This is a genomic window from Actinomadura scrupuli, from assembly GCF_050971785.1.
Taxonomy (GTDB): Bacteria; Actinomycetota; Actinomycetes; order Streptosporangiales; family Streptosporangiaceae; genus Actinomadura_E; species Actinomadura_E scrupuli.
This window is the reverse complement of the sequence record NZ_JBPCCU010000012.1, coordinates 247,418-271,831: the sequence shown is the minus strand read 5'-3', so window position 1 is coordinate 271,831 and position 24,414 is coordinate 247,418. Positions and strand designations below refer to the sequence as shown.

Genomic DNA, 24,414 nt, shown 5'->3' with positions numbered 1-24,414 from the left:
AGCTTGTAGCGGTACGGCCGGCGGGGATCGGCGGGCAGAGTGGCGTCCATGAGACTTCTGGTGCTGGGCGGGACGGAGTTCGTGGGGCGCGCCTTCGTCGACGGGGCACTGGCCCGTGGCTGGCCGGTGACCGTCTTCAACCGGGGCACCCACCGCCCTCCGGACGGGGTCACCGCCCTGGTGGGCGACCGTACGGCCGAGGGCGGCCTGGCCGCTCTCGACGGGCCGGGCGAGTGGGACGTCGTGGTCGACACCTGGTCCTGGGCGCCCTCGGCGGTGCGGGATGCGGCGCACGTGCTGGCGGGCAGGGTCGACCGCTACGTCTACGTGTCGAGCCGGTCGGTGTACGTCCAGCCGCGGCCGCCCGGCTCGGCGGAGGCGGAGGACGCGCCTCTGGTCGAGGCCTCTCCGGACGACGGCGAGGTGGACTACGCCCGGACCAAGGCGGGCGGAGAGCTCGCCGCCGTCGCGGAGTTCGGAGAGCGGGCCCTGTTGGTCCGGGCCGGGCTGATCCTCGGCCCCCACGAGAACATCGGCCGCCTGCCGTGGTGGCTGAACCGCATCGCGCGCGGCGGACGCGTACTGGCTCCCGGACCGGCCGACGCGGGACTGCAGTACATCGACGTCCGGGATGTCGCGGCGTGGAGTCTCGATACCGCCGAACGCCAGGTCGGCGGAGCGTACGACCTGGTCAGCCGGCCCGGGTTCACCACGATGCGCGAGCTGCTGGAGACCTGCGTGCGGGTGACCGGCTCCGACGCCGAGCTGCGGTGGATCGATCCGGAGCCGATCCTGGCGGCCGGGGTCCGGCCGTGGACGGACCTGCCGATCTGGATGCCGCCGGGAGAGGACTACGACTTCCTCCACCGTGCCGACGTGTCCAAGGCGCTCGCCTCGGGGCTGCGCTGCCGGCCGGTCGCCCACACGGTGGCCGACACCTGGGCGTGGCTGCGCGGCCTGGACGGAGCGCCGCCGCAGCGGCCCGACCGGCCCCGGGTGGGTCTCGATGCCGAGGTGGAGGCGGCGCTGCTCAAGGACTGATGCGCCGGGAGAGGTAGACACCGGTGAGGCAGAGTGCGCCGCCGGCGAAGGCGAGGGCCGCGGGGGTCTCGCCGAGCAGCGCCCAGCCCATGGCGATCGCCAGTGGCGGCACCAGGTAGGTGGTGGCGCCGAGCCTGCCCGCGCTGGTCCGGGCGAGGGCGTACGCCCAGGTGGTGAAGGCCAGCGCGGTCGGCATCACACCGAGATAGATCGCCCATCCGATCGTCGAGGGTCGCGCCGATCCCAGCTCCCGGACGAGCGCGGGCGCGAAGGGCAGGCAGCCGATCGCCCCGATCGTGCACGCCAGCCAGGTCACCTGAAGGGCCGGCAGGGCGGCGAGCAGCGGCTTCTGGGCCACCACCCCGATCGCGTACGCCACCGCGGCGAGCACGCAGAGCAGCACGCCCCAGCGATCCGCGGCTCCGCCCCGGGAGCTGGACAGTGAGATCACCACGACTCCGGCGAACGCGACGGCGCTGCCGGTGATCAACCGCCGGGGGAACCCTTCGCCCAGCAGTACCCCGGCCAGTATCGCGATCAGAAGGGGCCCGATGTTGATCAGCATCGCCGCGGTCCCGGCGTCCACCCGCCGCTCGGCCTCGTTCAGGGCGACGTTGTAGACGCCGAACCACGACACCCCGCAGACCAGCAGTCTCGGCCAGGCCCCCCGTGGCGGCAGGAACCGCCCGCGCCGGGGCCCCTCGCGTGGGGGCCCTTCGTGTGGCTGCCGTTCGCGTGGGTGCCGGCGTGCCAGCATGACGCCGCCCAGCACCGCGGCGGCGACGACCAGCCTGCACAGTGACAGCGGGCCCGCCGACAGCTCGTGGCCGACATGGCGGATCGCCACGAAGGCCGACGCCCACAGCACGACGGTGACCAGCACCGCGGCCACCGGGAGGAGCCCCGCCTTCGACGATCCGGTCGCTTCCGTCCCCGCCCGTTCCAGCACCATGGGCATGACCGTATAGCCGGATCAGTTCCGCCTCGGGCGAAGTGTCGCGTGGTCGCGGGAGGGCCGGGCGGGCTGCGGTCCGGGCCGGGTCTGTCGATCTCCCGGGTTCGCCATCACGGGTCTGTCGATCTCACCCGGTTGCGGATCTCTGGGGTTTGCCGATCTGCCGGGTTTGCCAATCTCACATCAGGTGTGTTCGTATGAACGGATGGAGAGTTCGGATCGGGTTGCGGCGATCCTGCGGGCACTGCGGGTTCAGGACAGCGTCGCGGTGGCCGAGCTGGCCGCGGAGCATCGCGTGTCGGAGATGACCATCCGCCGCGACCTGGACGAACTGGCCCAGCAGGGGATCGTCCGGCGCATCCGGGGAGGCGCGCAGAGCCTGCTGCTGCGCGGCGACGAGCCTCCCTTCGCGGCGCGGGAGCGCGAGGCCGCCGACGCCAAGCGGCGGATCGGCGCCGAGGTGGCGGCGCTGCTCGCCGACGGCGAGGCGGTGCTGCTGGACGGCGGCACCACCGTGCTGGAGGTGGCCAGGGCACTGCACGACCGGCGGCTCACCGTGGTCCCGCTGGCCATGCAGCCGGCGCACGAGCTGACCGGAGGCGCGCGCATCCGCCTGGTGCTGCCCGGTGGCGAGGTCAGGCCCGGCGAGCTCAACTTCCACGGACCCCTCACGGAGTCCTCCATCACGTCACTGCGGTTCGATACGACGGTCATCGGCTGTTGCGGGCTGTCCGCCCGGCACGGCCTCACCGCCCACGACCTGCCCGAGGTCGCGATCAAGCAGGCGGCCATCGCCTCCGCCCGCCGGGTGATCGTCGCCTGTGACTCCGGCAAGTTCTCGCGGACCGCGTTCGGCGCGGTCTGCCGCCTCGACCGGCTCGACGTCGTCGTCACCGACGACGGCATCCCCCCTGCGGAACACGACGCGCTGACCGCCGCGAACGTCGCCGTACGCATCGTCTGACCGGAGAAGCACGTGCCCCTCACTCCCGAAGACCGTCACGCGCTCCTGCGCGGACGGGTCGCGGTCTACCTGCTGTTCCTGCTCTCCGGCACGGCCATCGGCACGTGGACGTCCCGCCTTCCCGCGATCAAGCAGGGGCTGGGACTGAGCGACGGTCACCTCAGCCTCGGCCTGCTGGGGCTCGCCGCGGGCGCGATCACCGGGATGCAGGTGATGGGACGGCAGGTCGACCGGTACGGCAGCGCCAAGGTGATGATCCCGGTCGCGCTGCTCCAGGGCGCGGTGCTGATCCTGCCGGCGTACGCCCCCGATCTGCTGACGCTGGGCCTGTCACTGTTCGTCTTCGGGACCGTGCACGGCACGCTGGACATCGCGATGAACGCCAACGCGGTCGAGGTGGAGCGCGCCTGGGGCAGACCGCTCATGTCGTCGTTCCACGCGGTGTTCAGCATCGGCGGATTCCTCGGAGCGGCCGTCGGCGGCCTGTTCGCGCACGCCGGCCTCGGCGCGGCCACGACCTTTCTCACCGTCGCGGTGCTGGTGACCGCGCAGGCCGTGTGGGCGGCCCGCTGGTCCCTGCCGCTCGGCCTGGTGCCCGCGGCGGCCCACCCCGGCGATGCCGCGGCGCCCCCGGCCGAACCGCGCGACGCCGTACGGCTCGCACCGGAACCGCGAAGTGCCGCGCCGGGTAAGCCACCGGCCCGGGCCGGAGCCCCGATGCGCGGGGTGCTGTTCCTGGGGCTGCTGGCGTTCTGCTGTCTTGTCGGTGAGGGCGCGGCGGCGGACTGGAGCACCGTCTACGTGCGCGAAGACCTCGGCGGCTCGCCGGGGTTCGCGGCCGTCGCCTACGCCGCATTCTCGATCATGATGACGGCCGGGCGGCTGGCCGGTGACCGTCTCGCCGCGCGCCTCGGCCCGGTGACGCTGGTGCGCTGCTGTGGCGTGCTGGCCGCCACGGGCTTGGGCACCGCGCTGCTCATCGGCCATCCCGTCGCGGGGGTGATCGGCTTCGGCTGCTTCGGCGCCGGCCTGTCCTGCATTGCGCCCCAGGTGTTCTCGGCCGCGGGCAACCAGGATCCGGCCCGGGCCGGCCGGTCTCTCGCCCGGGTGGTCGGCCTGGGCTACGTCGGCTTCCTCACCGGTCCCGTGCTGATCGGCGGTGCCGCCGAACTCCTCGGCCTCCCCAGGGCCCTGGCCATCCCGGTCGCACTGGCGCTCTTCGTCTCGCTCACCGCCTCCGCCCTCCGCCATCCGAAGCGCCCGACACCCACTCCTGCCACCCGTTCCGATCCGGAACCGGACCCGGCTCCTGGCCGGCAGGCCGCGCTGGACTGAGGTGCCCGGGTGTCGTCGGGAGACCCTCGGCCGGGCGACCGCACAGGGGGAGAGCGCAGGTCATAGGCCCAGATCGGAGGTCATAGGTCAAGAAAGGGTTGTTTGTTCTTCACGAGCGGGGAATGACCAGGGCGCTTCTTGTGATCGTCCGGAGCCGCCATGGCGCCGATCGAGGAGGGAGACAACCAGGTGACAGCGCTCAGCAGTACGGCTGTGGCCGCCTCGTCCTGGACGGGGCACGACACCCGCCTGATCGTGGCCGCGCTCCTCGGCATCGCGACGATCGTCCTCCTGATCACCCTGCTGAAGCTCCATCCGCTGCTGGCCCTGGCGCTCGGCTCCGGGGTGCTCGGCCTGGTCGCCGGCATGCCGCTGGAGGACCTGATCACCAGTTTCGGCGACGGGGTCGGCAGCACGGTCGCGAGCGTCGGGCTCCTGATCGCCTTCGGTGCCATGCTCGGCAAGCTGCTGGCGGACTCCGGAGGCGCCGACGAGATCGTCGACACCATCCTCCGCCGGACCGGAGACCGCGCCCTCCCCTGGGCGATGGCGCTGATCGCCGTGATCATCGGCCTGCCGATGTTCTTCGAGATCGGCCTGGTGATCATGATCCCGGTGGTCCTGCTGGTGGCCAGGCGCAGCGGGCAGTCGCTGCTCCGGCTGGGCATTCCCGCGCTGGCCGGCCTGTCCGTGCTGCACGGGCTCGTCCCACCGCACCCGGGGCCGCTCGCCGCCATCGCGACGCTGAAGTCCAGCCTCGGCACCACCCTGGCCCTCGGCCTGCTGGTGGCCGTTCCCACCGTGATCATCGCGGGTCCTCTGTTCGGCGGGATCGCCGCGCGCTGGATGCCCGACCTCGTACCGCCCGAGCACCTGATCCCCGAGCAGCCCGAGGACGACGAGGCGGCCAAGGCCCGGCGGCCGAGCTTCGCGATCACCCTCGCCACCGTGCTCTTCCCCATCGTGCTGATGCTGGGCAAGGCCGCCGCCGACCTGTGGATGGACAAGGAGGACAAGCTCCGGCACTTCCTGGACTTCATCGGCTCCCCGCTGGTGGCGCTGCTCCTGGCGGTCCTGCTGGCGATCGTGACCCTCGGCCGGCCCGCCGGTCTGGACCGTACGCGCATGTCCGCGACGCTGAGCGACTCGCTGGGACCGATCGCCGGCATCGTCCTCATCGTCGGTGCCGGTGGCGGTTTCAAGCAGACGCTGATCGACGCGGGCGTCGGCAAGACCATCGCCCAGCTCGCCGACGGCAGCAACATCTCCGCGTTGCTGCTGGGCTGGCTGATCGCGGTGGCGATCCGGGTGGGGACCGGCTCGGCCACCGTCGCGACCATCACCGCGGCCGGCATCGTGGCGCCCGCCGCCGCGGGACTCAGCCCGTCGCACCTGGCCCTGCTCACCCTGGCGGTCGGCGCCGGCTCGCTGTTCTTCTCCCACGTCAACGACGCCGGCTTCTGGCTGGTCAAGGAGTACTTCGGGATGAGCGTGGGACAGACGATCCGCAGCTGGTCGATCATGGAGACGATCATCTCGGTGGTCGCCCTGATCTTCATCCTGCTGCTCAGCCTCATCATCTGAGCCGGGCCGCCCGGGCGGTGTCAGGCCACCGTCAGGTGGTGAAGCGCAGGCGGCCGGCCGGGGTGTCGGCCGAACCGGTCGCGCGCAGCCGTCCGGTGGCGGCGTCCGCGGGCGCGGTGAGCCGCCAGGTCGAGCGGAGCGCTTCGCCGGGTGCCAGGCGGGCGGCGGTACGGGCGGAGAGCGGGCGCACCTCCCACCCTTCCGGGGCGCGCAGCGTCAGCCGGTTGGAGCTCCAGGTGACGCCTGAGCCGTTGCTGAGGGTGACCGCGATCTCGACCGTACGGCCGGGCTGGAGCGCCTCTGGAGCGTCGATGCGCAGGCCGTAGCTGTGCCGTGGGTACGGATCGACCCATGAGGCGCGCATCAGCGCGACCAGCCGCCGCACGATGTCCGGGTGCCGGTCGGCCACGTCGAACCGCTCGCCGGGGTCGGCGCGGAGATCGTACAGCTCGACCTGCCACTGGTCGTCGGCGACGTTGCGGTCCCGGCCGGGCGCGAACCGCACCGCCTTCCAGTCGCCCTGCCGGAGTGCCTCGGCCAGCTGCAGGCTCCGGCCCTGATCGTTCTCGCTCTCCCGCCTGGTCGCCGTCACGTCGTTGCGGTACCAGTACAGCGGGCCGGGTGGCGGAGTGCCTGTCCGGCCGGTGAGCAGCGGCACGATCGACACGCCGTCCACGTCGCGCGGGGCCGGCGCACCGGCGAGCTCGGCGAGCGTGGGCAGCAGATCTGTCTGGGAGGTCGGCCGGTGGCTGGTCCCCGGCGCGATCCGCCCGGGTGCCCACGCGATCAGCGGGATCCGCACGCCGCCCTCGTAGACGTTGCGCTTCCCGCCGCGCAGCGGGCCGTTGGCGTTGAAGGTGTCCGGGTTCACGCCGCGCTCCTCGTGCGGCCCGTTGTCGCTGCTCACCATGACGATGGTGTGCTGGTCCAGTCCCTGTGCGCGCAGTGTGTCGATCACCGTTCCCACCAGGGTGTCGGCGAGGGTGACCTGCTCGGCGTGCCCCTTGTCGGCGGTGGTCCAGTCCCGGTGGGCGTAGGCGCGGACGCTGGGTACGTCGCTCGGCGCGTGCGGGAGGTTCGGCGAGAGGTAGAGCAGGAACGGCTCGTCGGAGTGCCCGGTGATGAAGTCCACGGCGTGGTCCCGGAACAGGTCGGGCGCGTAGCCGCCCCGCCGGCCGCCCGCGTTCTCCGGGAGCGGCACCTTGGCGCCGTTGTGCCAGAGGTACTGCGGGTAGTACTGGTGTGCGTGGCGGTGGGTGATGTAGCCGAAGAACTCCTCGAAGCCGCGTTCGTTGGGATGGCTCGGCTGACCGGCTCGCTCGGGGCCGAAGCCCCACTTGCCGATACATGCCGTCCGGTACCCGCGGGCGCGTACCAGCTCGGCGAACGTCGTGTCGGTGGAGACCAGGGACCCCTGCGGCCCGTTGAACGGATTCTCCCGGACGGTCGCGTGCCCGGTGTGCATCCCGGTCAGCAGCGAACACCGCGATGGCGCGCAGATCGGTGAGGACGCGTAGGCCTCGGTGAACCGCAGTCCCTCGGCGGCCAGCCGGTCCATCCGCGGGGTCGCCATCAGCCGCTGCCCGTACGCCCCGATCTCGCCGTAGCCCAGGTCGTCGAGGATGATGACCACGAGGTTCGGCGGGCTGTCCGAGGGCCTGTCGGCGGGCCTGCCCGGTCGCGGGAGCGGCTCGACGGGGAGCCGGGCCCCGGCCGAGGCCGTCAGGGCCGCGGCGCTGATGGCGGTGGTGGTGCCGGTGAGGAACTGGCGGCGACTGGGTCGGCGCCGTCGAGGATGGCCCGGCCGCGGCATAGGTCTCTCCATAGATCGGAACGAGGTGAGCGTAGACCCCGGGCTCGGCACAGCGCTCAGGGACCCGGGCCGGATCCTTCCCGGCCGCGTCCCGAAGGCCTGACCTCGCACGGCACACCAGGTCAGGCTTCTGCGATTCCGGCATTTCACCGATAAGAATCTGTTGCCGTACAGACCGATCCCTGCAAGGCGAGAAGGTCCGTACCGCAATCATCATGACAGATGACGTCCGCCCTACCGCAGATCCGGACCGCACGGGGATGATGCTCGGCTGCGAGTTCGAGGCGCACCGGCCGTCCGAGCTCGCCGAGCATCTGCGTACGCTGGGCGCCCGCCTCACCCGGGCGGCGGGTTCCTGAACGGGTGCTCCGCCATGGCGGCGGTGCTAGTGGAAACGGCGTCTGCCGACGACGAGGAGGATCTCGCGCAGAGCGTCGGCGGCCTCCCGGATGCTCTCCTCGGGCACGCCGGCCATGACCTCGGTGTGCACCCGGCTCGAGGCCGCCAGCGCGGTCCGGGTGATCCGGCACCCGTCCGCCGTCAGCTGCACCCACCGGCTGCGGCCGTCTCCGGTGTTCGCCTCACGCTCGACGTACCCGGCCTTGGTCAGCCGTTGCAGCACGTTGCTGGTGCCGCCCGAGGTCAGGAACAGCGACCGGCTCAGCTCGCTCGGCTTGAGCCGGTACGGCTCGCCCGTGCGGTACAGCGCCGCCAGCACGTCGAACTCGGAGTAGGTCAGGCCGAGCTCGGCCATCTCCGCGCGCACGGCCTGCTCGAACAGGCCGCTGATACGCGAGATCCGTTTGCTGAGCTCCAGGGTCGCGACGAGCGACGGTGGAAGCTCCGCCTGCCATAGCGGGACCAGCGCGTCGACCTCGTCTCGCGTCCCGCTGTCACCGTGCTGCACGCCCCAAGAGTACTCACAGTCCATATTGCTTTTCAGAAAGCTTCTTATTAACCTTTTAATCATGACATCCAGGATCCTGATCAGGAACGGCATCGTGATCGACACCGAGCCGGTGCCGTCGGCGACCGGTCCGGCGGACCTGCTCGTCGAGGACGGCCGCATCGCCGCGGTGGGGACCGGCCTCCCCGACGCTCCCGGTACGGAGGTGATCGACGCGACGCACCGCATCGTGCTGCCCGGCTTCGTCGACACCCACCGGCACACGTGGCAGGCCGGCATCCGCTCCATCGCGCCCGACGTCACCCTCGGTGGATATCTGGAGCGGGTGCTCGGCGAGCTCACCCCCCGGTACGGCGCCGCGGACGTGTACGCGGGCAACCTGGCCGGCGCGCTCGAAGCCCTCGACGCCGGGGTCACCACCCTCGTCGACTGGTCACACGTGCAGTTCACGCCCGCGCACACCGCCGCCGTCGTCGAGTCGTTGCGGCAGGCCGGGATCAGGGCCGTCCTGGGCTACTGCTACGGGGGCGACGGCGGTCCGGACGGGCTCGAGGCCGAAGGCCGCCGGGTCCACCGGGAGCACTTCGGCGGCGCCGGCCCGCTGCTCTCCATGGCGCTCGCGGCGCTCGGCCCCGAGATCGCCGGTGCGGACCGCTCCCTGCGCGAGTGGCGGCTCGCCCGCGACCTGGACCTGCCCGTCACCGTGCACATGGGCGGCCACGGAGCCGGGAGCGCCGCCCGGGGCCTGGCCTTCCTGCGGGAGAACCGGCTGCTCGCTCCGCGCACGACCTACGTGCATCCCAACTTCTACACCGGCGACGCGCTCAAGGAGATCGCGGACAGCGGAGGCACCGCGTCGTTCTCCCCGATCGTCGAGGCGGAGCTCGGCATCGGCTACCCGGCGACCGGACGGGCGCGCGCGGCCGGCATGCGCACCTCCCTCAGCGCCGACACCGTCACCGGTGCGCCCGGCGACATGTTCAGCCTCATGCGGGCGGCCTACACCCTCGAACGCGCCCGCCCCGACGGGACCGGCATGGGGTTCACCACCCGCGACGTGCTGCGGATGGCCACCATCGAGGGCGCCGAGGTCGCGGGGCTCGGCGACGTCACCGGATCACTGCGCCCCGGCAAGCAGGCCGACCTGCTCCTGCTCCGCACCGACACCCTCGCCATGGCGCCCGCGCATGACCCGATCGGTGCCGTCGTGCTGTCCGCCGACACGAGCGCGGTCGACACCGTGCTCGTCGGCGGCCGGGTCGTCAAGCGCGACGGCAGGCTGCTGCACCACGACGTCGGCTCCCTCCTCGCCGCCCTGGCCGAGTCCGCGGAACGGCTGGCCGGCGACCGGTGACGGGCCCGGCACGCCGTCGTCATCTCGCCGTCGTCATCTCTGCGCCGGAACCGACGTCAGTGCGGGGTGGTGATCCGAGCGAGGATCACACCGGCGACGATGAGCCCGCAGGCGGCCAGCCGCCCGAAGCCGACCGGGTCCTTGTTCACCACGATGCCCAGTCCGATGGCGCCCACCGCGCCGATCCCGGTGAACACCATGTAGGCGGTGCCGACCGGCAGGGTCCGCATCGAACGTGACAGCAGATAGACCGCGATCGCGGCCAGCAGCAGGCACAGCAGAGTGGGCAGCGGCCGGGTGAAACTCTGCGTCGGCTTGATGCTCTGCGACCAGGCGATCTCGACCAGGCCGGCGAGGACCAGCAGAAGCCAGCTCATCGGTCCGCCCGTCCGAGTTCGTCGGCCGCGAGCATCGCGGCCGCCCGCGAGTTCCGGTGGGCGGGGAGCCGGTGCGCCAGCGCGGGATCGTGCCGCGCATTGACCAGTTCGGTGTTGATGAAGGTGACGTCGTCGACGGCGAAGTGGCCGGCGAGGAAGTCGCGCAGGTACCGCTCCTGATGGTCGTAGGGCTCCTTGGGCGTGCCGGGCCCGTACGCTCCGCCGCGCGCGGTGGCGACCACGAACCGCCGGCCGGTCAGCGTCATCCGGGGAAAGGTGACCTGGTCGATCCAGGCCTTCAGCGACGCGGGGATCGAGTAGTTGTACATCGGCGTCGCGATCAGTACGACATCGGCGTCGACGAGTTCGGCCAGCAGCGGCTCGACGATGGCCCACGCGCTCGCCTGTGCCGGTGTGCGCACGGCCTCCTTGAAGCGGTCGGTCGCGGTGATGCCGTGTTCGAGCAGGTAGTCGCAGATCTCGGTCCACGCCTCGCTGATCGGCGGCACCGGGTCGGCGGCGAGGTCGCGATGGAGGTAGCGGCCCTCCGGGTGCGTCTCCCGCCACGCCAGCGCGAAAGCGTCGCCGGCCGACCGGCTGAACGATCGTCGGCGGGCGCTCGCGTCGAGGTGCAGCAGCGTCGTCATGAGATCTCCCATTAACCGGACATGGCGTCCACTTATCTGTGAAGTGGAATCTATCCGATAACCGGACGGCTCGTCCAGATAGAGTTGCCGGCATGGCCGGCCATATCGATCTGCTCACCGGGCTCCCGCTCGGCGAGGGGCGCCGTCCGCACGAGCGGGCGGACGCGGCCCGCAATCGCGCCAAGGTCCTCACCGCCGCGGCTCGCCTGTTCGCCGTCCGGGATCCGCGGGGGGTCACGATGGAGGACATCGCCCGCGCGGCCGGGGTGGGCCGGGGCACGCTCTACCGGCGTTATCCCGACCCGGCGTCGATCGCGATCGCGCTCCTCGACGAGCACGAGCGCGGGCTCCAGGCAGAACTGCTCGGCGGCCCACCGCCGCTGGGTCCCGGTGCGCCCCCGGGCGAACGCCTGGCCGCGTTCTACGCCGCCATGGTCGAACTGCTCGAACAGCACGTCCATCTCGCGCTGGGCGCGGAGGTCGGCCGATCGCGGTTCGCCACCGGCGCGTACGGCTTCTGGCACGCCCACGTACGCACGCTGCTGCGGGACGCCGGGGTGTCCGGGGCAACGGCGCTCGCCGACACGCTACTCGCGCCCCTCGCCCCCGAGATCTATCTCCACCAGCGCGAACAGGGAATCCTGCCCGGCCAGATCACCGCCGCCCTGGCCCGGCTGGCTCATGGAGTCATCGCCGTGCCCGACTCGTCGCCATAGCGGTAGGGGACGTGGTCATCCCGGGCGATGAGCCGGCCCGGAGAATCATGCGTTGACAGACGCACCAACCAAGCGCATGCTTCCGGATGTGACGGGGACCACAGAGGTCCCCCGGACTCTTCCCCAGCCGTGCACCAGGCGCGAGGTGCCCTCACCCCGACCGCCTTCGACGAGGCGCATCGCCCGTCGCCACGCTCACCGCTGAAGGGATCCACCATGCCCGTTCCGCCGGAACACTCCGCCGAGCCCGCCGCAGGCACCCCCGGCCCGGCCCCCGAAGCCCAGACCGAAGTGCAGACCGAAGTGCAGACCGAAGCGCAGGACCGGGCGCACAGCCGCCGTACCATCCTGCGCGGCGCCGCCGTCGCCGGCGGCGCACTGGTGACCGGCGGCCTGCTGGGCCGCGGCCGGGCACATGCCGCCGCCGAGGTCACCTACGACGTCGTCGTGGTGGGCTCCGGCGCGGCGGGGATGACCGCGGCGCTGACGGCGGCCAAGCGGGGGCTGCAGACCGTCGTGGTCGAGAAGGCGCCCACCTTCGGCGGCTCGGCGGCTCGGTCCGGGGCGGGGATCTGGATACCGAACAACGAGGTGATCCTCGCCGCCGGGGTGCCCGACACCCCGGCCAAGGCCGCCACCTACCTCGCGAGCGTGGTCGGCGGCACGGCGCCCGCCGACCGGCAGCAGGCCTTCCTCGCCAAGGGCCCCGCCATGATCTCCTTCGTGCTCCGGAACAGCCCGCTGCGCTTCCGCTGGATGGAGGGCTACTCGGACTACTATCCCGAGCTCACGGGCGGGATGCCGAACGGGCGCTCCATCGAGCCGGACATGTTCGACGGGAACCTGCTCGGCGCGGAGCTCGCGCACCTGAATCCGGCGTACATCCCGGTGCCGGACGGCGAGGTCGTCTTCAGCGCCGACTACAAGTGGCTCAACCTCGCCGCGGTCAACGCCAAGGGCACTGCGGTCGCCGCTCAGACCATCAGCAGGTACACCGCGGCCGTGCTGGCCGGCAAGAAGCCGCTCACCATGGGCCAGGCACTGGCCGGCGGCCTGCGCGCCGGGCTGCTCGCCGCCGGCGTGCCGGTCTGGCTGAACACCCCGTTCCTCGACGTGCAGTTCGACGGCAGTGGCCGCGCCACCGGAGTGCTGGTCTCCCAGAACGGCGCACAGGTGCTGGTGAAGGCCCGGCGCGGGATCGTCATCGGGTCCGGCGGCTTCGAGCACAACCTGAGCATGCGCCAGGAGTTCCAGCGGGCGCCCATCGGGATCGACTGGACGGTCGGCGCCAAGGAGAACACCGGCGACGGCATCCAGGCCGGCAGGCGCGCCGGCGCCGTGCTGGACCTGATGGACGACGCCTGGTGGGGACCGGCGATCCCGCTGCCCGGCGAACCGTACTTCTGCCTGGCCGAGCGCACCCTGCCCGGCAGCATCATCGTCAACAGCAAGGGCCTGCGGTTCGTCAACGAGGCGGCGCCCTACAGCGACGTCGTGCACGTGATGTACGACAAGGACCCCATCACCAAGGACATCCCCGCCTGGATGGTCATCGACCAGAACTACCGGAACCGGTACCTGTTCAAGGACCTGCTGCCGACGCTGCCGTTCCCGGACTCGTGGTACCAGAGCGGCGCCGTCTTCAAGTCCAGCACGATCGCGGGGCTCGCGGCGAAGATCGGTGTTCCGGCGTCCGCGCTGGTCAACACCGTCACGCGGTTCAACGGCTTCGCGCTGACCGGCAGGGACACCGACTTCCACCGCGGTGACAGCGCCTACGACCACTACTTCACCGACCCGGCGGTCATCCCGAACTCCTGCCTCGCGGCCCTCTGGCTGCCGCCCTTCTACGCCTTCAAAATCGTGCCGGGCGACCTCGGCACCAAGGGCGGGATGCGGACCGACACCCGGGCGCGGGTGCTGCGCGCGGACGGCTCGGTCATACCCGGGCTGTACGCGGCCGGCAACGCCAGCGGTGCCGTGATGGGTCACAGCTACGCCGGTGCCGGTTCGACCATCGGGCCGGCCATGACGTTCGGGTACGTGGCCGCGAACGACATCGCCGACACTCCGGGCGGCTGAGACCCGGCGACGGGCACGCGGCGGCCGGCCGATCGTGCGAGGACGTCAGCTTCCGGGTGCCGTCACGCGGATCCGGACGCGGAACTCGCCTATCCCCTCCGGGCGGATGGAGAGCAACTGGCCGTCGCGGGTCCGCGGCGGGATGCGGAACGTGATCTGGCGGTAGTCCTGCTTCCAGCCGCTCCCCTGGCACCCGCCGCACGGGTCCTCGATCTGTACCCGGGCCCCTCGGCACGCGTGACACGTCTTGCCGAACCCGGCTCCGTACACCGTGCCCACGCCGTCGCACTCCTCGCACACCATGAGGATGCGTCCGGTTCCCTTGCACGACACGCAGAGCCGTTGCCGGGGAAGGCGGATCGCGCGTACGGTGCCGAGGCCGGCGGCGAGGGAGTCGATGGACATCTCGTAGTCCATCTCGGGAGCCGTCGACGTCCAGCCGTGCTCCCGGTCGTAGGTGCGCCGCAGCCGCAGGTCGCCGACGCACTCGTACGCCTGCTTGAGCGCGATGAAGCGTGCCGCCGCGGTGGCGTCACCGCGGTTGCGGTCCGGGTGCAGCTCGAAGGCCTTCCGTCGGTACGCGGACTTGATCTGCTCCTGCGTGGACTCGCGGGTGACGCCGAGGATCTCGTAGTAGTCATCCAGTTCGTCGGGCATTCCTGTCCTTTCCCGGCGGCTGATCGCAGTGTCGATTGTGCTCTCCGGGCACCATGACCGCCAACGCGTTAGGGGCCGGAACTCGCGCTCGAACTCGGCGTAGGCGCCCGAAGTGAAATGCCGAAGGCCCCGCACCCGTGGGAAACGGGGCGGGGCCTTCGGCGTGTCAGGTCCGTTATTCCAGGTAGTCGCGCAGGGCCTGGGACCGTGACGGGTGACGCAGCTTCGACATCGTCTTGGACTCGATCTGGCGGATCCGCTCGCGGGTGACCCCGTAGACCCGGCCGATCTCGTCCAGCGTCTTCGGCTGGCCGTCGGTCAGCCCGAACCGCATCGACACCACACCCGCCTCGCGCTCGCTCAGCGCGTCGAGCACCGAGTGCAGCTGCTCCTGCAGCAGGGTGAAGCTGACCGCGTCGGCCGGCAGCACCGCCTCGGAGTCCTCGATGAGGTCACCGAACTCGCTGTCGCCCTCCTCACCGAGAGGAGTGTGCAGCGAGATGGGCTCACGGCCGTACTTCTGGACCTCGACGACCTTCTCGGGGGTCATGTCGAGCTCACGGGCCAGCTCTTCCGGCGTCGGGTCGCGGCCGAGGTCCTGGAGCATCTGCCGCTGCAGCCGGGAGAGCTTGTTGATGACCTCGACCATGTGCACCGGGATGCGGATGGTGCGGGCCTGGTCCGCCATCGCCCGGGTGATCGCCTGCTTGATCCACCAGGTGGCGTAGGTCGAGAACTTGAAACCCTTGGTGTAGTCGAACTTCTCCACCGCACGGATCAGGCCGAGGTTGCCCTCCTGGATGAGGTCCAGGAACAGCATGCCGCGGCCGGTGTAACGCTTGGCCAGCGACACCACGAGCCGCAGGTTGGCCTCGAGCAGGTGGTTCTTGGCCCGGCGGCCGTCCTCGGCGATCCACTCGAGGTCTTCGCGGTCCTCCTCGGAAAGCTCCGGCCCCTCGGCCGCGAGCTGTTCCTGAGCGAACAGGCCGGCCTCGATGCGCTTGGCGATCTCGACCTCCTGCACGGCGTTGAGGAGGGGGACCTTACCGATCTGCCGGAGATAGTCCTTCACAGGGTCGCCGGTCGCTCCGGCGACGGTGATCTTTTGCGCCGGGGCGCCATCGTCCTCGTCGTTGTCGGTGAGGACGAACGCCCCCTCCTCGGTGCCCGCAACCTCCGCGGATGCCTCTGCGGACGTCGCGAGCTCCTCTTCGGAGTCGGGCTTGCGCAGCCCCTCGGCCACGGCAGCTGTCACGCCTGCCTCCTCGAACTAAGTGTGCTGTGCGGAGTAACGCGTGCAAGCCGTACGAGATTCCGCTCGTTAGTCCGCGAGCGTACCTTGTGAAAAAAGCTGTGCGGCAGCTGTCGGTCTCCGTTCTCCTTGAACCAAGCGTCGAAGTCCGGTCTGTTGTCACCCGTCACCTGGTGGACTCCCTCCCGTTCGGCGCTCTCCATCCTGCCTCGCAGACCGCCCTTGACTACAACGTTGAGGACGCGGAGAATCCTCCCCCGGTTCCAAGGAAGTTGCCCCGATCGCCGATGAACATGCTCGCAGTGATCGCGGAAGAAGGCGAAATGGGCGCGGGCGGCCCGCGCCGCGGTGCCCGCGGAGGCCGGTGAGGGGCCCTCCGATGTGGGCGCCGCCCGCCGGGCCGGTGGGGAAAGTGCGCGGAAGCCTTGGTCTACGCGGCGGCAACGGGCAAAGTGTTGACTTCCCCGCCAGGTATATGGGGCGGAAAGCCAGAGACGTCCACCACCCCCGAAGGATCAAAAAGTGATCGAAGTTCGTGACCTGAGTAAACGTTACGGCGACAAGCTCGCCGTGGACCATCTGAGCTTCACGGTGGAACCGAATCGGGTGACCGGCTTCCTCGGCCCGAACGGCGCCGGGAAGTCGACCACGATGCGCATGATCCTTGGCCTGGACCGGCCGCACAGCGGCGTCGCCACCATCGACGGCCAGCCCTACCAGCGGCTGCGCGATCCACTCCGGAAGGTCGGCGCGCTGCTGGAGGCGCGGGCGGTGCACACCGGGCGCACCGCCTACAACCACCTGCTCTACCTGGCGCAGACCCAGGGGCTCCCACGTTCGAGGGTGGAGGCGGTGCTGGAGCTGGTCGGCCTGACCGAGGTGGCGCGCAAGCGGGCCGGCGGGTTCTCCCTGGGCATGGGGCAGCGGCTGGGCATCGCCGCCGCGATGCTCGGTGACCCCCAGGTGCTGATCCTGGACGAGCCGGTCAACGGCCTCGACCCCGAGGGCATCCTGTGGATCCGCAACCTGCTGAAGTCGCTGGCGGCCGAGGGCCGCACGATCTTCGTCTCCAGCCACCTGATGTCGGAGATGGCGCTGACCGCCGAGCACCTCATCGTGATCGGCCGGGGCAGGCTCATCGCCGACACCGGAGTGCAGGAGTTCGTCGAACGCAGCTCCAAACGCCTGGTCCTGGTCCGCGCGCCGCATCCCGACGAACTGACCGCGGAGCTGACCGGCGCCGGAGGTGAGGTGGACCGTGACGGCGACGGCTCCCTGCTCGTGACGGGGCTGGAAGCCGCGCGGATCGGTGAGCTGGCGTCGGCCGCGGGCCTGGTGCTGCACGAGCTCACCCCGCAGCGCGCCTCCCTCGAGGAGGCGTTCATGGAGCTCACCCGCGACTCCGTGGAGTTCCAGACCCCGGGTGCGCCCGCCGCCATCGAACAGACCGGAGGTGCCCTGTGACGACCGCGACCATCGCCGGAGAGAAGGCCCATGGCCCCCTGATCGGGCGGCTCCTGCTGGCCGAGTGGACGAAGCTCCGTTCCGTACGCTCCACGTTCTGGTCACTGGCCCTGCTGGCGGTGATCACGCTCGGGTTCACGGCGCTGTTCAGCGTGTTCTTCGTGACGCAGTGGGATCAGATGCAGCCCTCCGACCGGGCCCAGGTGACCGCGGACCCGGCCGGCACGATCCTCGGCACCGGGTTCAACCTCAGCCAGCTGGCGATCTGCGTCCTGGGCGTGCTCGTGATCTCGAGCGAGTACTCGACCGGCATGATCCGGTCCACGCTGCTCGCCGTGCCGGGCCGGCTGGGGATGCTCGTCGCCAAGTGCGTCGTCTTCGCCGTGCTGGTCTTCGTCGTCGCCGAGGTGATCGCCTTCCCGTCGTTCTACCTGGGCGCCGCGATCCTGCACAGCAAGGCGACGGTCTCCCTCTCGGACCCCGGAGTGCTGCGCGCCATCATCGGAATCGGTCTCTACCTCGCCGTGCTCGGCCTGTTCTCGATGGCCATCGGCGCGATCGTCCGGCACTCCGCCGGCGCGATCACCGGTGTGATCGGCTTCGTGCTGGTGCTCGCGCCGCTGACCCAGGCGCTGCCCGGAAAGGTGGGCAGGTACGTCCACGCCTACATGCCCACCGAGGCCGGTCACCTGATCGGTCAGGCCCAGCGGACGTCCGACGGTGTGCTCACCCCCTGGCAGGGCTTCGGGGTCTTCGTCCTGTGGACGGTGGCTCTCCTGGCGGTCGCCGCCTACCTGCTGAAGCACCGCGACGCCTGAGCCACAGCCTCCTCGTGGTCTTGCGGCAGGGCGGTCGCGCGGCAGGCGCGAACCGCGAACCGCGAGCCCACGAGGGGGCCGGCTCCCCGATGACGGTCACCACCGACCTGGGAGAGACGTGAGCGCTCAGAACCCCGCCCCCCGGGGCGTCGATCCGAGCATCCCCAACATCGCTCGGATGTACGACTACTGGCTCGGCGGCAAGGACAACTTCGCCGCCGACCGCGAGGCCGCGGAGAAGATCGTCGAGATCTCCGGGGGCCGGGTGCTGCGCGGGGTCCGGCTCAACCGCGCCTTCCTCCGCCGGGCGGTGCGCACCGCCACCGCGGCGGGCGTCCGGCAGTTCCTCGACCTCGGCTCCGGACTGCCGACGCAGGACAACGTCCACCAGGTCGCCGGCTCGGGCGCCCGGGTGGTGTACGCCGACTACGACCCCGTGGTGCGGGCGCACGGTCAGGCACTGCTCACGGGGGTCGACGGGGTGGCGGTCATCGAGGCGGACCTGCGCCGTCCCGCGGAGATCCTGGAACACCCGCACGTCAAGGGGCTCATCGACTTCGACGAACCGGTGGCGATCCTGTTCGTCGCGGTGCTGCACTTCGTGCACGACGAGTACGACCCGGCGGGTCTGGTCGCCCGGTTCGGCGCCGCCGTGGCACCGGGCAGCCATCTGATCCTGTCGCACCTGGCGAGGGACGCCTTCCCCGACAAGATGGCCGAGACCGAGCAGGTCTACGAGAAGTCCAGCGCGGGACTGGTGGCCCGCCCCCGAGCGGAGATCCTCCGCTTCTTCGACGGCTTCGAGCTGCTGGAGCCCGGTCTGGTCGGCCCCACCGAATGGCGTCCCGAGGAGCTCAATCCGTGGAGCGGGGAGAAGTTCGCCGGCCTCGTCGGGGTCGGCCGCAAGCCCTGACCCGGGCGGTCACCGTGGAGCCGCCCGCTCCGGCCCAGTGCGGCCATCCGGCCGGTCCTCAGCTCACGCGCGTGCCGGTCAGCTCCGCACTGAGCCGCCAGAGCCGCCGGGCGGAGTCTTGGTCGCGGGCGGCGGCGGAGGGCGTGATCTGGCGGCGGTCGGCGAAGTAGGCGCCGGAGACCTCCGCGACCTCCGGGGCGGTGGCCAGCTGGACGACCGTGTCGGCGCCCCGCTCGGGGCTGCGCAGGAACGGGCGGGCCAGCCGGAACCCCAGCCGGTCCAGCGTGCCGCCCTCCCGGGCGAACCCGGTGGCGACGACTCCGGGGTGCAGGCAGTTGGCGGTCACTCCGGAGCCCCGCAGCCGCTCGGCGAGTTCCCGGGTGAACAGGATGTTGGCGAGCTTGCTGTTGGCGTAGGCCCGCCGGCCGCTGTAGAGGCGTGTCTGCTGCAGGTCGTCGAAGTCCAGGCGGGCCCGGTGGTGGGCACGGGAGGCGACCGTGACGACCCGGGAGGGAGCGCTCGCGGTGAGCCGGTCCACCAGCAGGGTGGTGAGCAGGAACGGCGCCAGATGGTTGACGGCGAAGGTCAGTTCCAGGCCGTCGGCGGTGGTGCGGCGTTCGCCCACGGTCAGTCCGGCGTTGTTGACCAGTACGTCGATCCGGTCGAGCGCCGCCAGCCGCCCGGCGAGCTCGCGTACCTCGGCGAGGGAGGACAGATCCGCGATCTCGAGCTGCGGCGGGTTCTCCGGGCCGGCGACGACCGCGACCTCCTCCAGGGCCGCCAGGCCCCGCGCGGGATCACGGCAGACCAGCACCACGGTGGCGCCCAGCCTGGTCAGGGCGCGGGCGGCGGCCTTGCCGATGCCGGAGCTGGCACCGGTCACCACGCAGATCCCGCCGACCACCGAGGAGGTCTCCGGTCCGGGTTCCGGAACGGTCATCGATTCCTCCCATGGCGCGCCGGCAGAGAACGATCACCCTCTCAGGCTCGCAAAGAGATCGTCCAGGAGGGGGCGGCCGGGAGTGCGGCCGCGTTCGACGTACCACTCGTGCCCGAGCGCCCAGCGGAACACCGGAAAGGGCAGCTTCAGCAGCACGGCGAGGGTCCGGTCCCCGCCGTCGGAGCTGGCCTGGCTGGCGTGCGCGGCCATGGCGGCGCGCTTGTGCCGGGCGAAGCGGCGCACGTCGATCCGGTGGGTGAGCGCCTCGCTGGCCGTGTAGGCGTCCGCGAAGCGATCCGGGGCGAAGTCCGCGGGGACGCCGGGCACGTGACTGAGGACGCGCAGGACGCGCTGGAGCAGCCTGCGGTCCACGGTCGCCTCGAGGACGACCGGGGTGCCCGCCAGCTCGGCGGCGCGGACGCCGACATGATGGACCTGTACGTGGTCGGGATGACCGTAGCCGCCGGCCGGGTCGTAAACAGTGAGGACATCGGCCTCCTCCTCAAGGAGGATTTCGGCGAGCCGCCGAGCCGCCTCCTCGGGGTCGATCCGGGCGAACGCGTTTTCGATTCCGGAGGGGGCGTCCGCCATTCCCGAGTCGGCGTAGCCGAGGCATTCGACCCGGGCGCAGCCCAGCGCCTCAGCCGAGCGCATGAGCTCGGCCGTACGCCGTTGCGCCAGCACATCGCCTGTTCCCATGGCGCTCGAGGCCAGTCCGGCCTCGCCCCGGGTGGCGACCACCAGGACCACCCGATGACCGGCCGCGGCCGCTCGCGCGAGGGTCCCGGCGGTGAGCAGAGCTTCGTCATCGGGGTGGGCGTGGAAGGAGATAACGGTGTGCGGCACGAGGTAAGTCTTTCGCAAAGCGCGCGGAGGTGTCAGATAGCGTATGCGGGCCTGTAGATCCGGAGAACATCGTATGAGAATTGCCCACGTCACCGACTTCTACCTCCCGCGGCTGGGCGGCATCGAGATGCACGTCCGGGATCTCGCCATGCGCCAGCAGGCCGCGGGACACGAGGTCGAGGTGATCACATCTTCCCCGCGCCCGGCCGGCGAGCGCCGCGCGGAGGGCCGTGGTGACGGAGCCGATGGCCTGCGCGTACACCGCGTGACCGAGACCTTTCCGTTCTCCTCGTGGTTGCATCCGGCCGGCCTGCGGGCCGGCCGCCGAATGCTCCGCGAGGGCGGGTACGACGTCGTGCACGCACACGCGGGGCCCTTTTCGCCGCTGGCCTTCTCCGCGGCGGCCGGTGCCGCGCACGTGCCCACCGTCGTGACGGTGCATTCCCTGATCTCCTATTTGGAGCCCGCCTTCCGGGCCTTGGATACAGGCGTAAACTGGTCATCTTGGCCCGCTGTTTGGACGGCCGTGAGCGATGCCGCGGCCGAGCCATTGCGGCGACTTGTCGGACCGGCACCGGTGCTCGTCCTGCCGAACGGGATCGACGCGTCGGCGTGGCGGGTCGATCCGTTGCCCCGGAAACCGGATGAGGTGCTCGTCGTCGCGGTGATGCGCCTGGCGGCCCGTAAGCGGCCCATTCACCTGTTGCGGATGCTCCGCGCGGCCCAGGCCGCGATGCCGCCCTCGACCCGGATCCGGGCCGTGATCGTGGGAGAGGGCCCGAAGCGGCCCGTGCTGGAACGTTACCTTCGCCGACATGCGATGCACGGATGGGTGACCATGCCCGGGCGGTTGCCCCGGTCGGAGATCCGATCGCTGTTCGCCCGGGCGGATCTGTTCGTGGCCCCCGCGATCCTGGAGTCCTTCGGCATCGCCGCCCTCGAGGCGCGCTGCGCCGGGCTTCCCGTGGTGGCGCGGGCCGAGGGCGGGATCGGGGAGTTCGTCAGCGACGGCGAGGAGGGCATTCTCGCCGGCAGCGACGCCGCCATGACCCAGGCCATCATCAGGCTGGCCACCGACGCCTCCGAAAGACAGGCGATCGCGGCCCGCAACCGGGCGGTGCCGCCCACCGTCGCCTGGCCGGATGTGGTCGACCTCACGACCGAGATGTACGAGCTTGCCATCGATCGTCTGCGTCCGCCGCTCAAGCGCGGCCTGTTCGGAATGGCGGGCTGAATCATTCATCCGACGATGCCCCGCCCAGCGGCCACGCGCCCGGGCCAGCCCGCCCCTCCGGCCGAGGCGCGGAACAAGCGCTCGTTCCCGGTCAAGCGCCCGCACCTGATCGGCGAGCTCCTCATCGTGATCGTCCTGATCAAGGTGTACGACTACATCCGCTCGCTGGCCGCGGTGCGCGGTGGCCCGGCGCTGGAGCACGGCCGCGAGGTCCTGGCGATCGAACGCGCACTTCGCCTGGACGTCGAGGGCGTGAGCAACCGGTGGCTGACCGACCACGACGCCCTGTCGCTGGTGGCCGCGTACTGGTACCAGTTCGCCCATATCAGCGTCACGCTCACGGTCCTGGCCTGGTGTTACATCAGCAGCCCCACCATCTACCGGCGGGCCCGCAACGCGCTGGTGGCGACCAACCTGGTCGGCATGACGGTGTTCTTCTTCCTGCCGGTGATGCCGCCACGGCTGCTTCCGGGGGCCGGTTACATCGACTCGGTCGCGGCCGCCGGCTTCGGGAGCAGCCACGGCGGGCCCGTGGAGGCCGACCAGTACGCCGCGATGCCCTCACTGCACCTGGCGTGGGCGGTGTGGACCAGCCTGGTCGCCGTGGCGCTGCTCCGGCGCTACCGGGGCCGCCTGGGCTCGCACCTCTACCCGGTCATCACCGCCGTCGTCGTGGTGGTCACGGCCAACCACTACGTCCTGGACGTCGTGGCCGGGGTCGTCGTCGCCCTCGCCACCACCTGGGCCACCGGGCTGCTCCGGCCGGACAAGCCCGCACTGGTCACCGTGCGGCGGCCGGCTCTGCGATCGCTGCCGTTGCGGTCATGGCCGCTGCCCTGGGGGTCACCCGCCGGCGGATCGCTCTATGCGCGGACCCGGGCTCAGATGATGCGGCGGCGCAGCAGCACCGCGAACACGCAGGCTCCCGGCAGCAACGGCACCCAGACCGTCAGCAGCCGATACCCCAGGACCGCGGCGAGCGCGGCGGGGGAGGAGACCCCCACCGCCGCGAAGGCCGCCACCAGCGCCACGTCCAGCGCCCCGATGCCCCCCGGCGAGGGGATGACGGCCGACAGCGAGGACACGACCACGTAGATCGCGATGGCCGTTCCCATCGCGATCGGGGTTCCGATGCTCCGGAGCACCGCGTAGAGGATCATGCCGTGCAGGAGCGGGACCGACAGGGACCCCAGCCAGAGCGCCGCCGCACGGGACGGGTTGCGCACCACGGTGCCCAGCGACTTCATCTCCCGGACCAGGCGCCGCCACAGCGAGCGGCAGCGGGTGATGAGCACCCGGCCCCAGCTTCCCGGCCTCCCACGGGTCACCAGCAGCGCGATCAGGGCGAGGGCGCCCACCACCGCGGCCACGATCCACAGGTTGTTCTCCGCGGCTCTGACGGGCTGCTTCCAGTCGATCTTGTCCCGGACGCTGCTCAGCACGGCCGGGCTGATCAGGACGGCGCCGGCGAGCAGCATCACGTGCGTCACCAGCCCGACGAGGGAGTTGAGCCCCACCGATCCCACCGCCGCGCCACGGCTGAGCCCGTGCCGCTGGAGGAACCGCACGTTGACGGCGATGCCTCCGGAGCCGGCGGGCAGCAGGTGGTTGGCGAACGACGCCGCCACCTGCACCGCGAACACCCGGCCGACCGGCGGGAACCCCGGCATGGAACCGAACTGGGTGATCGTCCCGGCCACCCAGAGGGCGACGGTGGAGACCACCGCCAGGGTGAGCCACTGCATGTCCGCACCGGCCAGGCTGGTGCCCCCGGCCCGTACGGTGTCGAGGTTCAGGAGGCCCAGGACGATCACCGCGGCGGTGACCCCGATGGCCAGCAGGACCTGAGAGATCGATGAGCTCGCGGAGGCGCCGCGTAGCAGGGTGAGGGCCGAGCGGACGGAACCGGCCGGCTGCACTCGCTGAAGGTCCTTCTCCGCCATCCCCTGGGCTTCCTGGACATCGCCGGCGCGTGAGCGTACCGCCCCGGCGGCCACGTCAGCCACGGGCGGATCCGGTCGCAAGATTCGTCACGCCGTCACATTACGGTAGTGGTCCCCCAGACCGCCCGAGGACCGCCGGACTGGGCACATCGTCCTGGGCCCAGTGCCCGTGACAGCGAAGGTGTGTCAGGCGGAGGCCCGTCGGACAGCATCCCAGCCGGTTCTGACGTGCGCAAACCCGTGGTCGTGGCGGCGCAGGCAGGAGGGCCCGCCACTCGATGACCAGGCATGCAGTATCAATCGCCTGTCAATGCACATCAAAGAATGGTTGGGTTAAAACTGGCATTTCGGTAGCGTCCGAACTCTCAGGCCCCTACGCTCCGTAGGAGTCGCCGCCCCGCGCTCCCCCCAGAGCAGCGGCGACACCGCCGAATTCCGGCCGGCCGCGTGCCGCCGGGAACCGGGGACCCAGTGTTACCTGGGGTGAATCCGCTCATCGTCGAGCGGTAGGGCCTGCTCCGGTCCGAACCCGTCAGCTAACTCGGTAGGCGGTCGAGGAGAGGAGCTGCGCG

General features: G+C 71.1%; 21 protein-coding genes, 2 pseudogenes and 1 riboswitch. Of the genes and pseudogenes, 13 read left to right on the top strand and 10 right to left on the bottom strand.

Going from position 1 to position 24,414, the window contains the following annotated elements; genetic code table 11:
* Positions 1-48 precede the first annotated feature (48 nt).
* On the top strand, positions 49-1,041 hold the full coding sequence (locus ACRYCC_RS39015) for an NAD-dependent epimerase/dehydratase family protein (protein ID WP_433819113.1): 993 nt from the start codon (positions 49-51) through the stop codon (positions 1,039-1,041).
* Here the strand turns inward: ACRYCC_RS39015 and ACRYCC_RS39010 are convergent.
* Complete coding sequence (locus ACRYCC_RS39010) at positions 1,031-1,993, bottom strand: DMT family transporter (RefSeq protein WP_433819112.1); 963 nt, start codon at positions 1,991-1,993, stop codon at positions 1,031-1,033. The genes ACRYCC_RS39015 and ACRYCC_RS39010 overlap by 11 nt on opposite strands.
* A gap of 208 nt (positions 1,994-2,201) precedes the next feature.
* Between ACRYCC_RS39010 and ACRYCC_RS39005 the strand changes: the two genes are divergently transcribed.
* The 3 genes from ACRYCC_RS39005 to ACRYCC_RS38995 all read left to right on the top strand — a co-directional run bounded on the left by ACRYCC_RS39005 (position 2,202) and on the right by ACRYCC_RS38995 (position 5,879).
* Positions 2,202-2,960, top strand: a complete 759-nt coding sequence (locus tag ACRYCC_RS39005; RefSeq protein ID WP_433819111.1) for a DeoR/GlpR family DNA-binding transcription regulator — start codon at positions 2,202-2,204, stop codon at positions 2,958-2,960.
* A 12-nt stretch (positions 2,961-2,972) separates the two neighbouring features.
* Positions 2,973-4,295, top strand: a complete 1,323-nt coding sequence (locus ACRYCC_RS39000) for an MFS transporter (RefSeq protein WP_433819110.1) — start codon at positions 2,973-2,975, stop codon at positions 4,293-4,295.
* A gap of 159 nt (positions 4,296-4,454) precedes the next feature.
* Positions 4,455-5,879 carry a GntT/GntP/DsdX family permease gene (locus tag ACRYCC_RS38995; RefSeq protein WP_433819109.1) on the top strand — a complete coding sequence of 475 codons (1,425 nt, stop codon included), beginning with the start codon at positions 4,455-4,457 and terminating at the stop codon, positions 5,877-5,879.
* A gap of 31 nt (positions 5,880-5,910) precedes the next feature.
* On the opposite strand, the gene ACRYCC_RS38990 is transcribed toward ACRYCC_RS38995, so the two are convergent.
* Positions 5,911-7,692, bottom strand: a complete 1,782-nt coding sequence (locus ACRYCC_RS38990) for a sulfatase-like hydrolase/transferase (protein ID WP_433819108.1) — start codon at positions 7,690-7,692, stop codon at positions 5,911-5,913.
* Between the two features lie 215 nt (positions 7,693-7,907).
* Between ACRYCC_RS38990 and ACRYCC_RS38985 the strand changes: the two genes are divergently transcribed.
* Positions 7,908-8,051 (top strand): hypothetical protein, encoded by a 144-nt coding sequence (locus tag ACRYCC_RS38985; protein WP_433819107.1) that lies wholly within the window; start codon positions 7,908-7,910, stop codon positions 8,049-8,051.
* A 26-nt stretch (positions 8,052-8,077) separates the two neighbouring features.
* On the opposite strand, the gene ACRYCC_RS38980 is transcribed toward ACRYCC_RS38985, so the two are convergent.
* Positions 8,078-8,599 carry a MarR family winged helix-turn-helix transcriptional regulator gene (locus ACRYCC_RS38980; protein ID WP_433819106.1) on the bottom strand — a complete coding sequence of 174 codons (522 nt, stop codon included), beginning with the start codon at positions 8,597-8,599 and terminating at the stop codon, positions 8,078-8,080.
* A 61-nt stretch (positions 8,600-8,660) separates the two neighbouring features.
* Between ACRYCC_RS38980 and ACRYCC_RS38975 the strand changes: the two genes are divergently transcribed.
* Entirely contained in the window at positions 8,661-9,953 is a 1,293-nt protein-coding gene (locus tag ACRYCC_RS38975; RefSeq protein ID WP_433819105.1) for an amidohydrolase family protein, read from the top strand.
* Positions 9,954-10,009: 56 nt separating this feature from the next.
* On the opposite strand, the gene ACRYCC_RS38970 is transcribed toward ACRYCC_RS38975, so the two are convergent.
* Together ACRYCC_RS38970 and ACRYCC_RS38965 are read right to left on the bottom strand one after the other, a co-directional pair.
* Positions 10,010-10,330 (bottom strand): DMT family transporter, encoded by a 321-nt coding sequence (locus tag ACRYCC_RS38970; RefSeq protein WP_433819104.1) that lies wholly within the window; start codon positions 10,328-10,330, stop codon positions 10,010-10,012.
* Positions 10,327-10,977, bottom strand: coding sequence for an FMN-dependent NADH-azoreductase (locus ACRYCC_RS38965; protein ID WP_433819103.1), 651 nt, complete (start codon positions 10,975-10,977; stop codon positions 10,327-10,329). The genes ACRYCC_RS38970 and ACRYCC_RS38965 overlap by 4 nt, the downstream gene beginning before the upstream one ends.
* Positions 10,978-11,069: 92 nt before the next feature.
* Between ACRYCC_RS38965 and ACRYCC_RS38960 the strand changes: the two genes are divergently transcribed.
* On the top strand, positions 11,070-11,693 hold the full coding sequence (locus tag ACRYCC_RS38960) for a TetR/AcrR family transcriptional regulator (RefSeq protein ID WP_433819102.1): 624 nt from the start codon (positions 11,070-11,072) through the stop codon (positions 11,691-11,693).
* A gap of 216 nt (positions 11,694-11,909) precedes the next feature.
* Positions 11,910-13,775, top strand: a complete 1,866-nt coding sequence (gene kstD, locus ACRYCC_RS38955; protein ID WP_433819101.1) for a 3-oxosteroid 1-dehydrogenase — start codon at positions 11,910-11,912, stop codon at positions 13,773-13,775.
* 45 nt (positions 13,776-13,820) lie between these two features.
* On the opposite strand, the gene ACRYCC_RS38950 is transcribed toward kstD, so the two are convergent.
* Both ACRYCC_RS38950 and ACRYCC_RS38945 read right to left on the bottom strand, forming a co-directional pair.
* A complete protein-coding gene (locus ACRYCC_RS38950) occupies positions 13,821-14,432 on the bottom strand; it encodes a DnaJ domain-containing protein (RefSeq protein ID WP_433819100.1) in 612 nt (203 codons plus the stop codon).
* A 175-nt stretch (positions 14,433-14,607) separates the two neighbouring features.
* Positions 14,608-15,651, bottom strand: a pseudogene (locus ACRYCC_RS38945) (RNA polymerase sigma factor); the annotation flags it as partial.
* Positions 15,652-16,206: 555 nt separating this feature from the next.
* Between ACRYCC_RS38945 and ACRYCC_RS38940 the strand changes: the two are divergent.
* The 3 genes from ACRYCC_RS38940 (at position 16,207) to ACRYCC_RS38930 (ending at position 18,879) form a co-directional block, all read left to right on the top strand.
* On the top strand, positions 16,207-17,148 hold the full coding sequence (locus ACRYCC_RS38940) for an ABC transporter ATP-binding protein (protein ID WP_433819099.1): 942 nt from the start codon (positions 16,207-16,209) through the stop codon (positions 17,146-17,148).
* Positions 17,145-17,966, top strand: coding sequence for an ABC transporter permease subunit (locus ACRYCC_RS38935; protein WP_433819098.1), 822 nt, complete (start codon positions 17,145-17,147; stop codon positions 17,964-17,966). The genes ACRYCC_RS38940 and ACRYCC_RS38935 overlap by 4 nt, the downstream gene beginning before the upstream one ends.
* A 118-nt stretch (positions 17,967-18,084) precedes the next feature.
* Positions 18,085-18,879, top strand: a complete 795-nt coding sequence (locus ACRYCC_RS38930) for an SAM-dependent methyltransferase (protein ID WP_433819097.1) — start codon at positions 18,085-18,087, stop codon at positions 18,877-18,879.
* A 58-nt stretch (positions 18,880-18,937) separates the two neighbouring features.
* Here ACRYCC_RS38930 and ACRYCC_RS38925 read toward each other — a convergent pair whose 3' ends face one another.
* Positions 18,938-19,819 (bottom strand): SDR family oxidoreductase, encoded by an 882-nt coding sequence (locus ACRYCC_RS38925; RefSeq protein WP_433819096.1) that lies wholly within the window; start codon positions 19,817-19,819, stop codon positions 18,938-18,940.
* A 33-nt stretch (positions 19,820-19,852) separates the two neighbouring features.
* Positions 19,853-20,665 carry a PIG-L family deacetylase gene (locus ACRYCC_RS38920; protein WP_433819095.1) on the bottom strand — a complete coding sequence of 271 codons (813 nt, stop codon included), beginning with the start codon at positions 20,663-20,665 and terminating at the stop codon, positions 19,853-19,855.
* 73 nt (positions 20,666-20,738) lie between these two features.
* Between ACRYCC_RS38920 and ACRYCC_RS38915 the strand changes: the two genes are divergently transcribed.
* Positions 20,739-21,899 carry a glycosyltransferase family 4 protein gene (locus ACRYCC_RS38915; RefSeq protein ID WP_433819094.1) on the top strand — a complete coding sequence of 387 codons (1,161 nt, stop codon included), beginning with the start codon at positions 20,739-20,741 and terminating at the stop codon, positions 21,897-21,899.
* Positions 21,900-21,914: 15 nt separating this feature from the next.
* Positions 21,915-22,631 (top strand): annotated as a pseudogene (locus ACRYCC_RS38910) (phosphatase PAP2 family protein); the annotation flags it as partial.
* A gap of 149 nt (positions 22,632-22,780) precedes the next feature.
* Here the strand turns inward: ACRYCC_RS38910 and ACRYCC_RS38905 are convergent.
* Complete coding sequence (locus tag ACRYCC_RS38905; RefSeq protein ID WP_433819093.1) at positions 22,781-23,905, bottom strand: lysylphosphatidylglycerol synthase transmembrane domain-containing protein; 1,125 nt, start codon at positions 23,903-23,905, stop codon at positions 22,781-22,783.
* 353 nt (positions 23,906-24,258) lie between these two features.
* Positions 24,259-24,409, top strand: a riboswitch (cyclic di-AMP (ydaO/yuaA leader).
* Positions 24,410-24,414 lie beyond the last annotated feature (5 nt).

What these genes read in the sequence shown, in the direction of transcription:
- ACRYCC_RS39015 (WP_433819113.1), top strand. Translation starts at nt 49, where the DNA reads ATGAGACTTCTGGTGCTGGGCGGGACGGAGTTCGTGGGGCGCGCCTTC.
- ACRYCC_RS39010 (WP_433819112.1), bottom strand. Translation starts at nt 1,993, where the DNA reads ATGGTGCTGGAACGGGCGGGGACGGAAGCGACCGGATCGTCGAAGGCG.
- ACRYCC_RS39005 (WP_433819111.1), top strand. Translation starts at nt 2,202, where the DNA reads ATGGAGAGTTCGGATCGGGTTGCGGCGATCCTGCGGGCACTGCGGGTT.
- ACRYCC_RS38995 (WP_433819109.1), top strand. Translation starts at nt 4,455, where the DNA reads ATGGCGCCGATCGAGGAGGGAGACAACCAGGTGACAGCGCTCAGCAGT.
- ACRYCC_RS38990 (WP_433819108.1), bottom strand. Translation starts at nt 7,692, where the DNA reads ATGCCGCGGCCGGGCCATCCTCGACGGCGCCGACCCAGTCGCCGCCAG.
- ACRYCC_RS38985 (WP_433819107.1), top strand. Translation starts at nt 7,908, where the DNA reads ATGACAGATGACGTCCGCCCTACCGCAGATCCGGACCGCACGGGGATG.
- ACRYCC_RS38975 (WP_433819105.1), top strand. Translation starts at nt 8,661, where the DNA reads ATGACATCCAGGATCCTGATCAGGAACGGCATCGTGATCGACACCGAG.
- ACRYCC_RS38970 (WP_433819104.1), bottom strand. Translation starts at nt 10,330, where the DNA reads ATGAGCTGGCTTCTGCTGGTCCTCGCCGGCCTGGTCGAGATCGCCTGG.
- ACRYCC_RS38965 (WP_433819103.1), bottom strand. Translation starts at nt 10,977, where the DNA reads ATGACGACGCTGCTGCACCTCGACGCGAGCGCCCGCCGACGATCGTTC.
- ACRYCC_RS38960 (WP_433819102.1), top strand. Translation starts at nt 11,070, where the DNA reads ATGGCCGGCCATATCGATCTGCTCACCGGGCTCCCGCTCGGCGAGGGG.
- kstD (WP_433819101.1), top strand. Translation starts at nt 11,910, where the DNA reads ATGCCCGTTCCGCCGGAACACTCCGCCGAGCCCGCCGCAGGCACCCCC.
- ACRYCC_RS38950 (WP_433819100.1), bottom strand. Translation starts at nt 14,432, where the DNA reads ATGCCCGACGAACTGGATGACTACTACGAGATCCTCGGCGTCACCCGC.
- ACRYCC_RS38925 (WP_433819096.1), bottom strand. Translation starts at nt 19,819, where the DNA reads ATGACCGTTCCGGAACCCGGACCGGAGACCTCCTCGGTGGTCGGCGGG.
- ACRYCC_RS38915 (WP_433819094.1), top strand. Translation starts at nt 20,739, where the DNA reads ATGAGAATTGCCCACGTCACCGACTTCTACCTCCCGCGGCTGGGCGGC.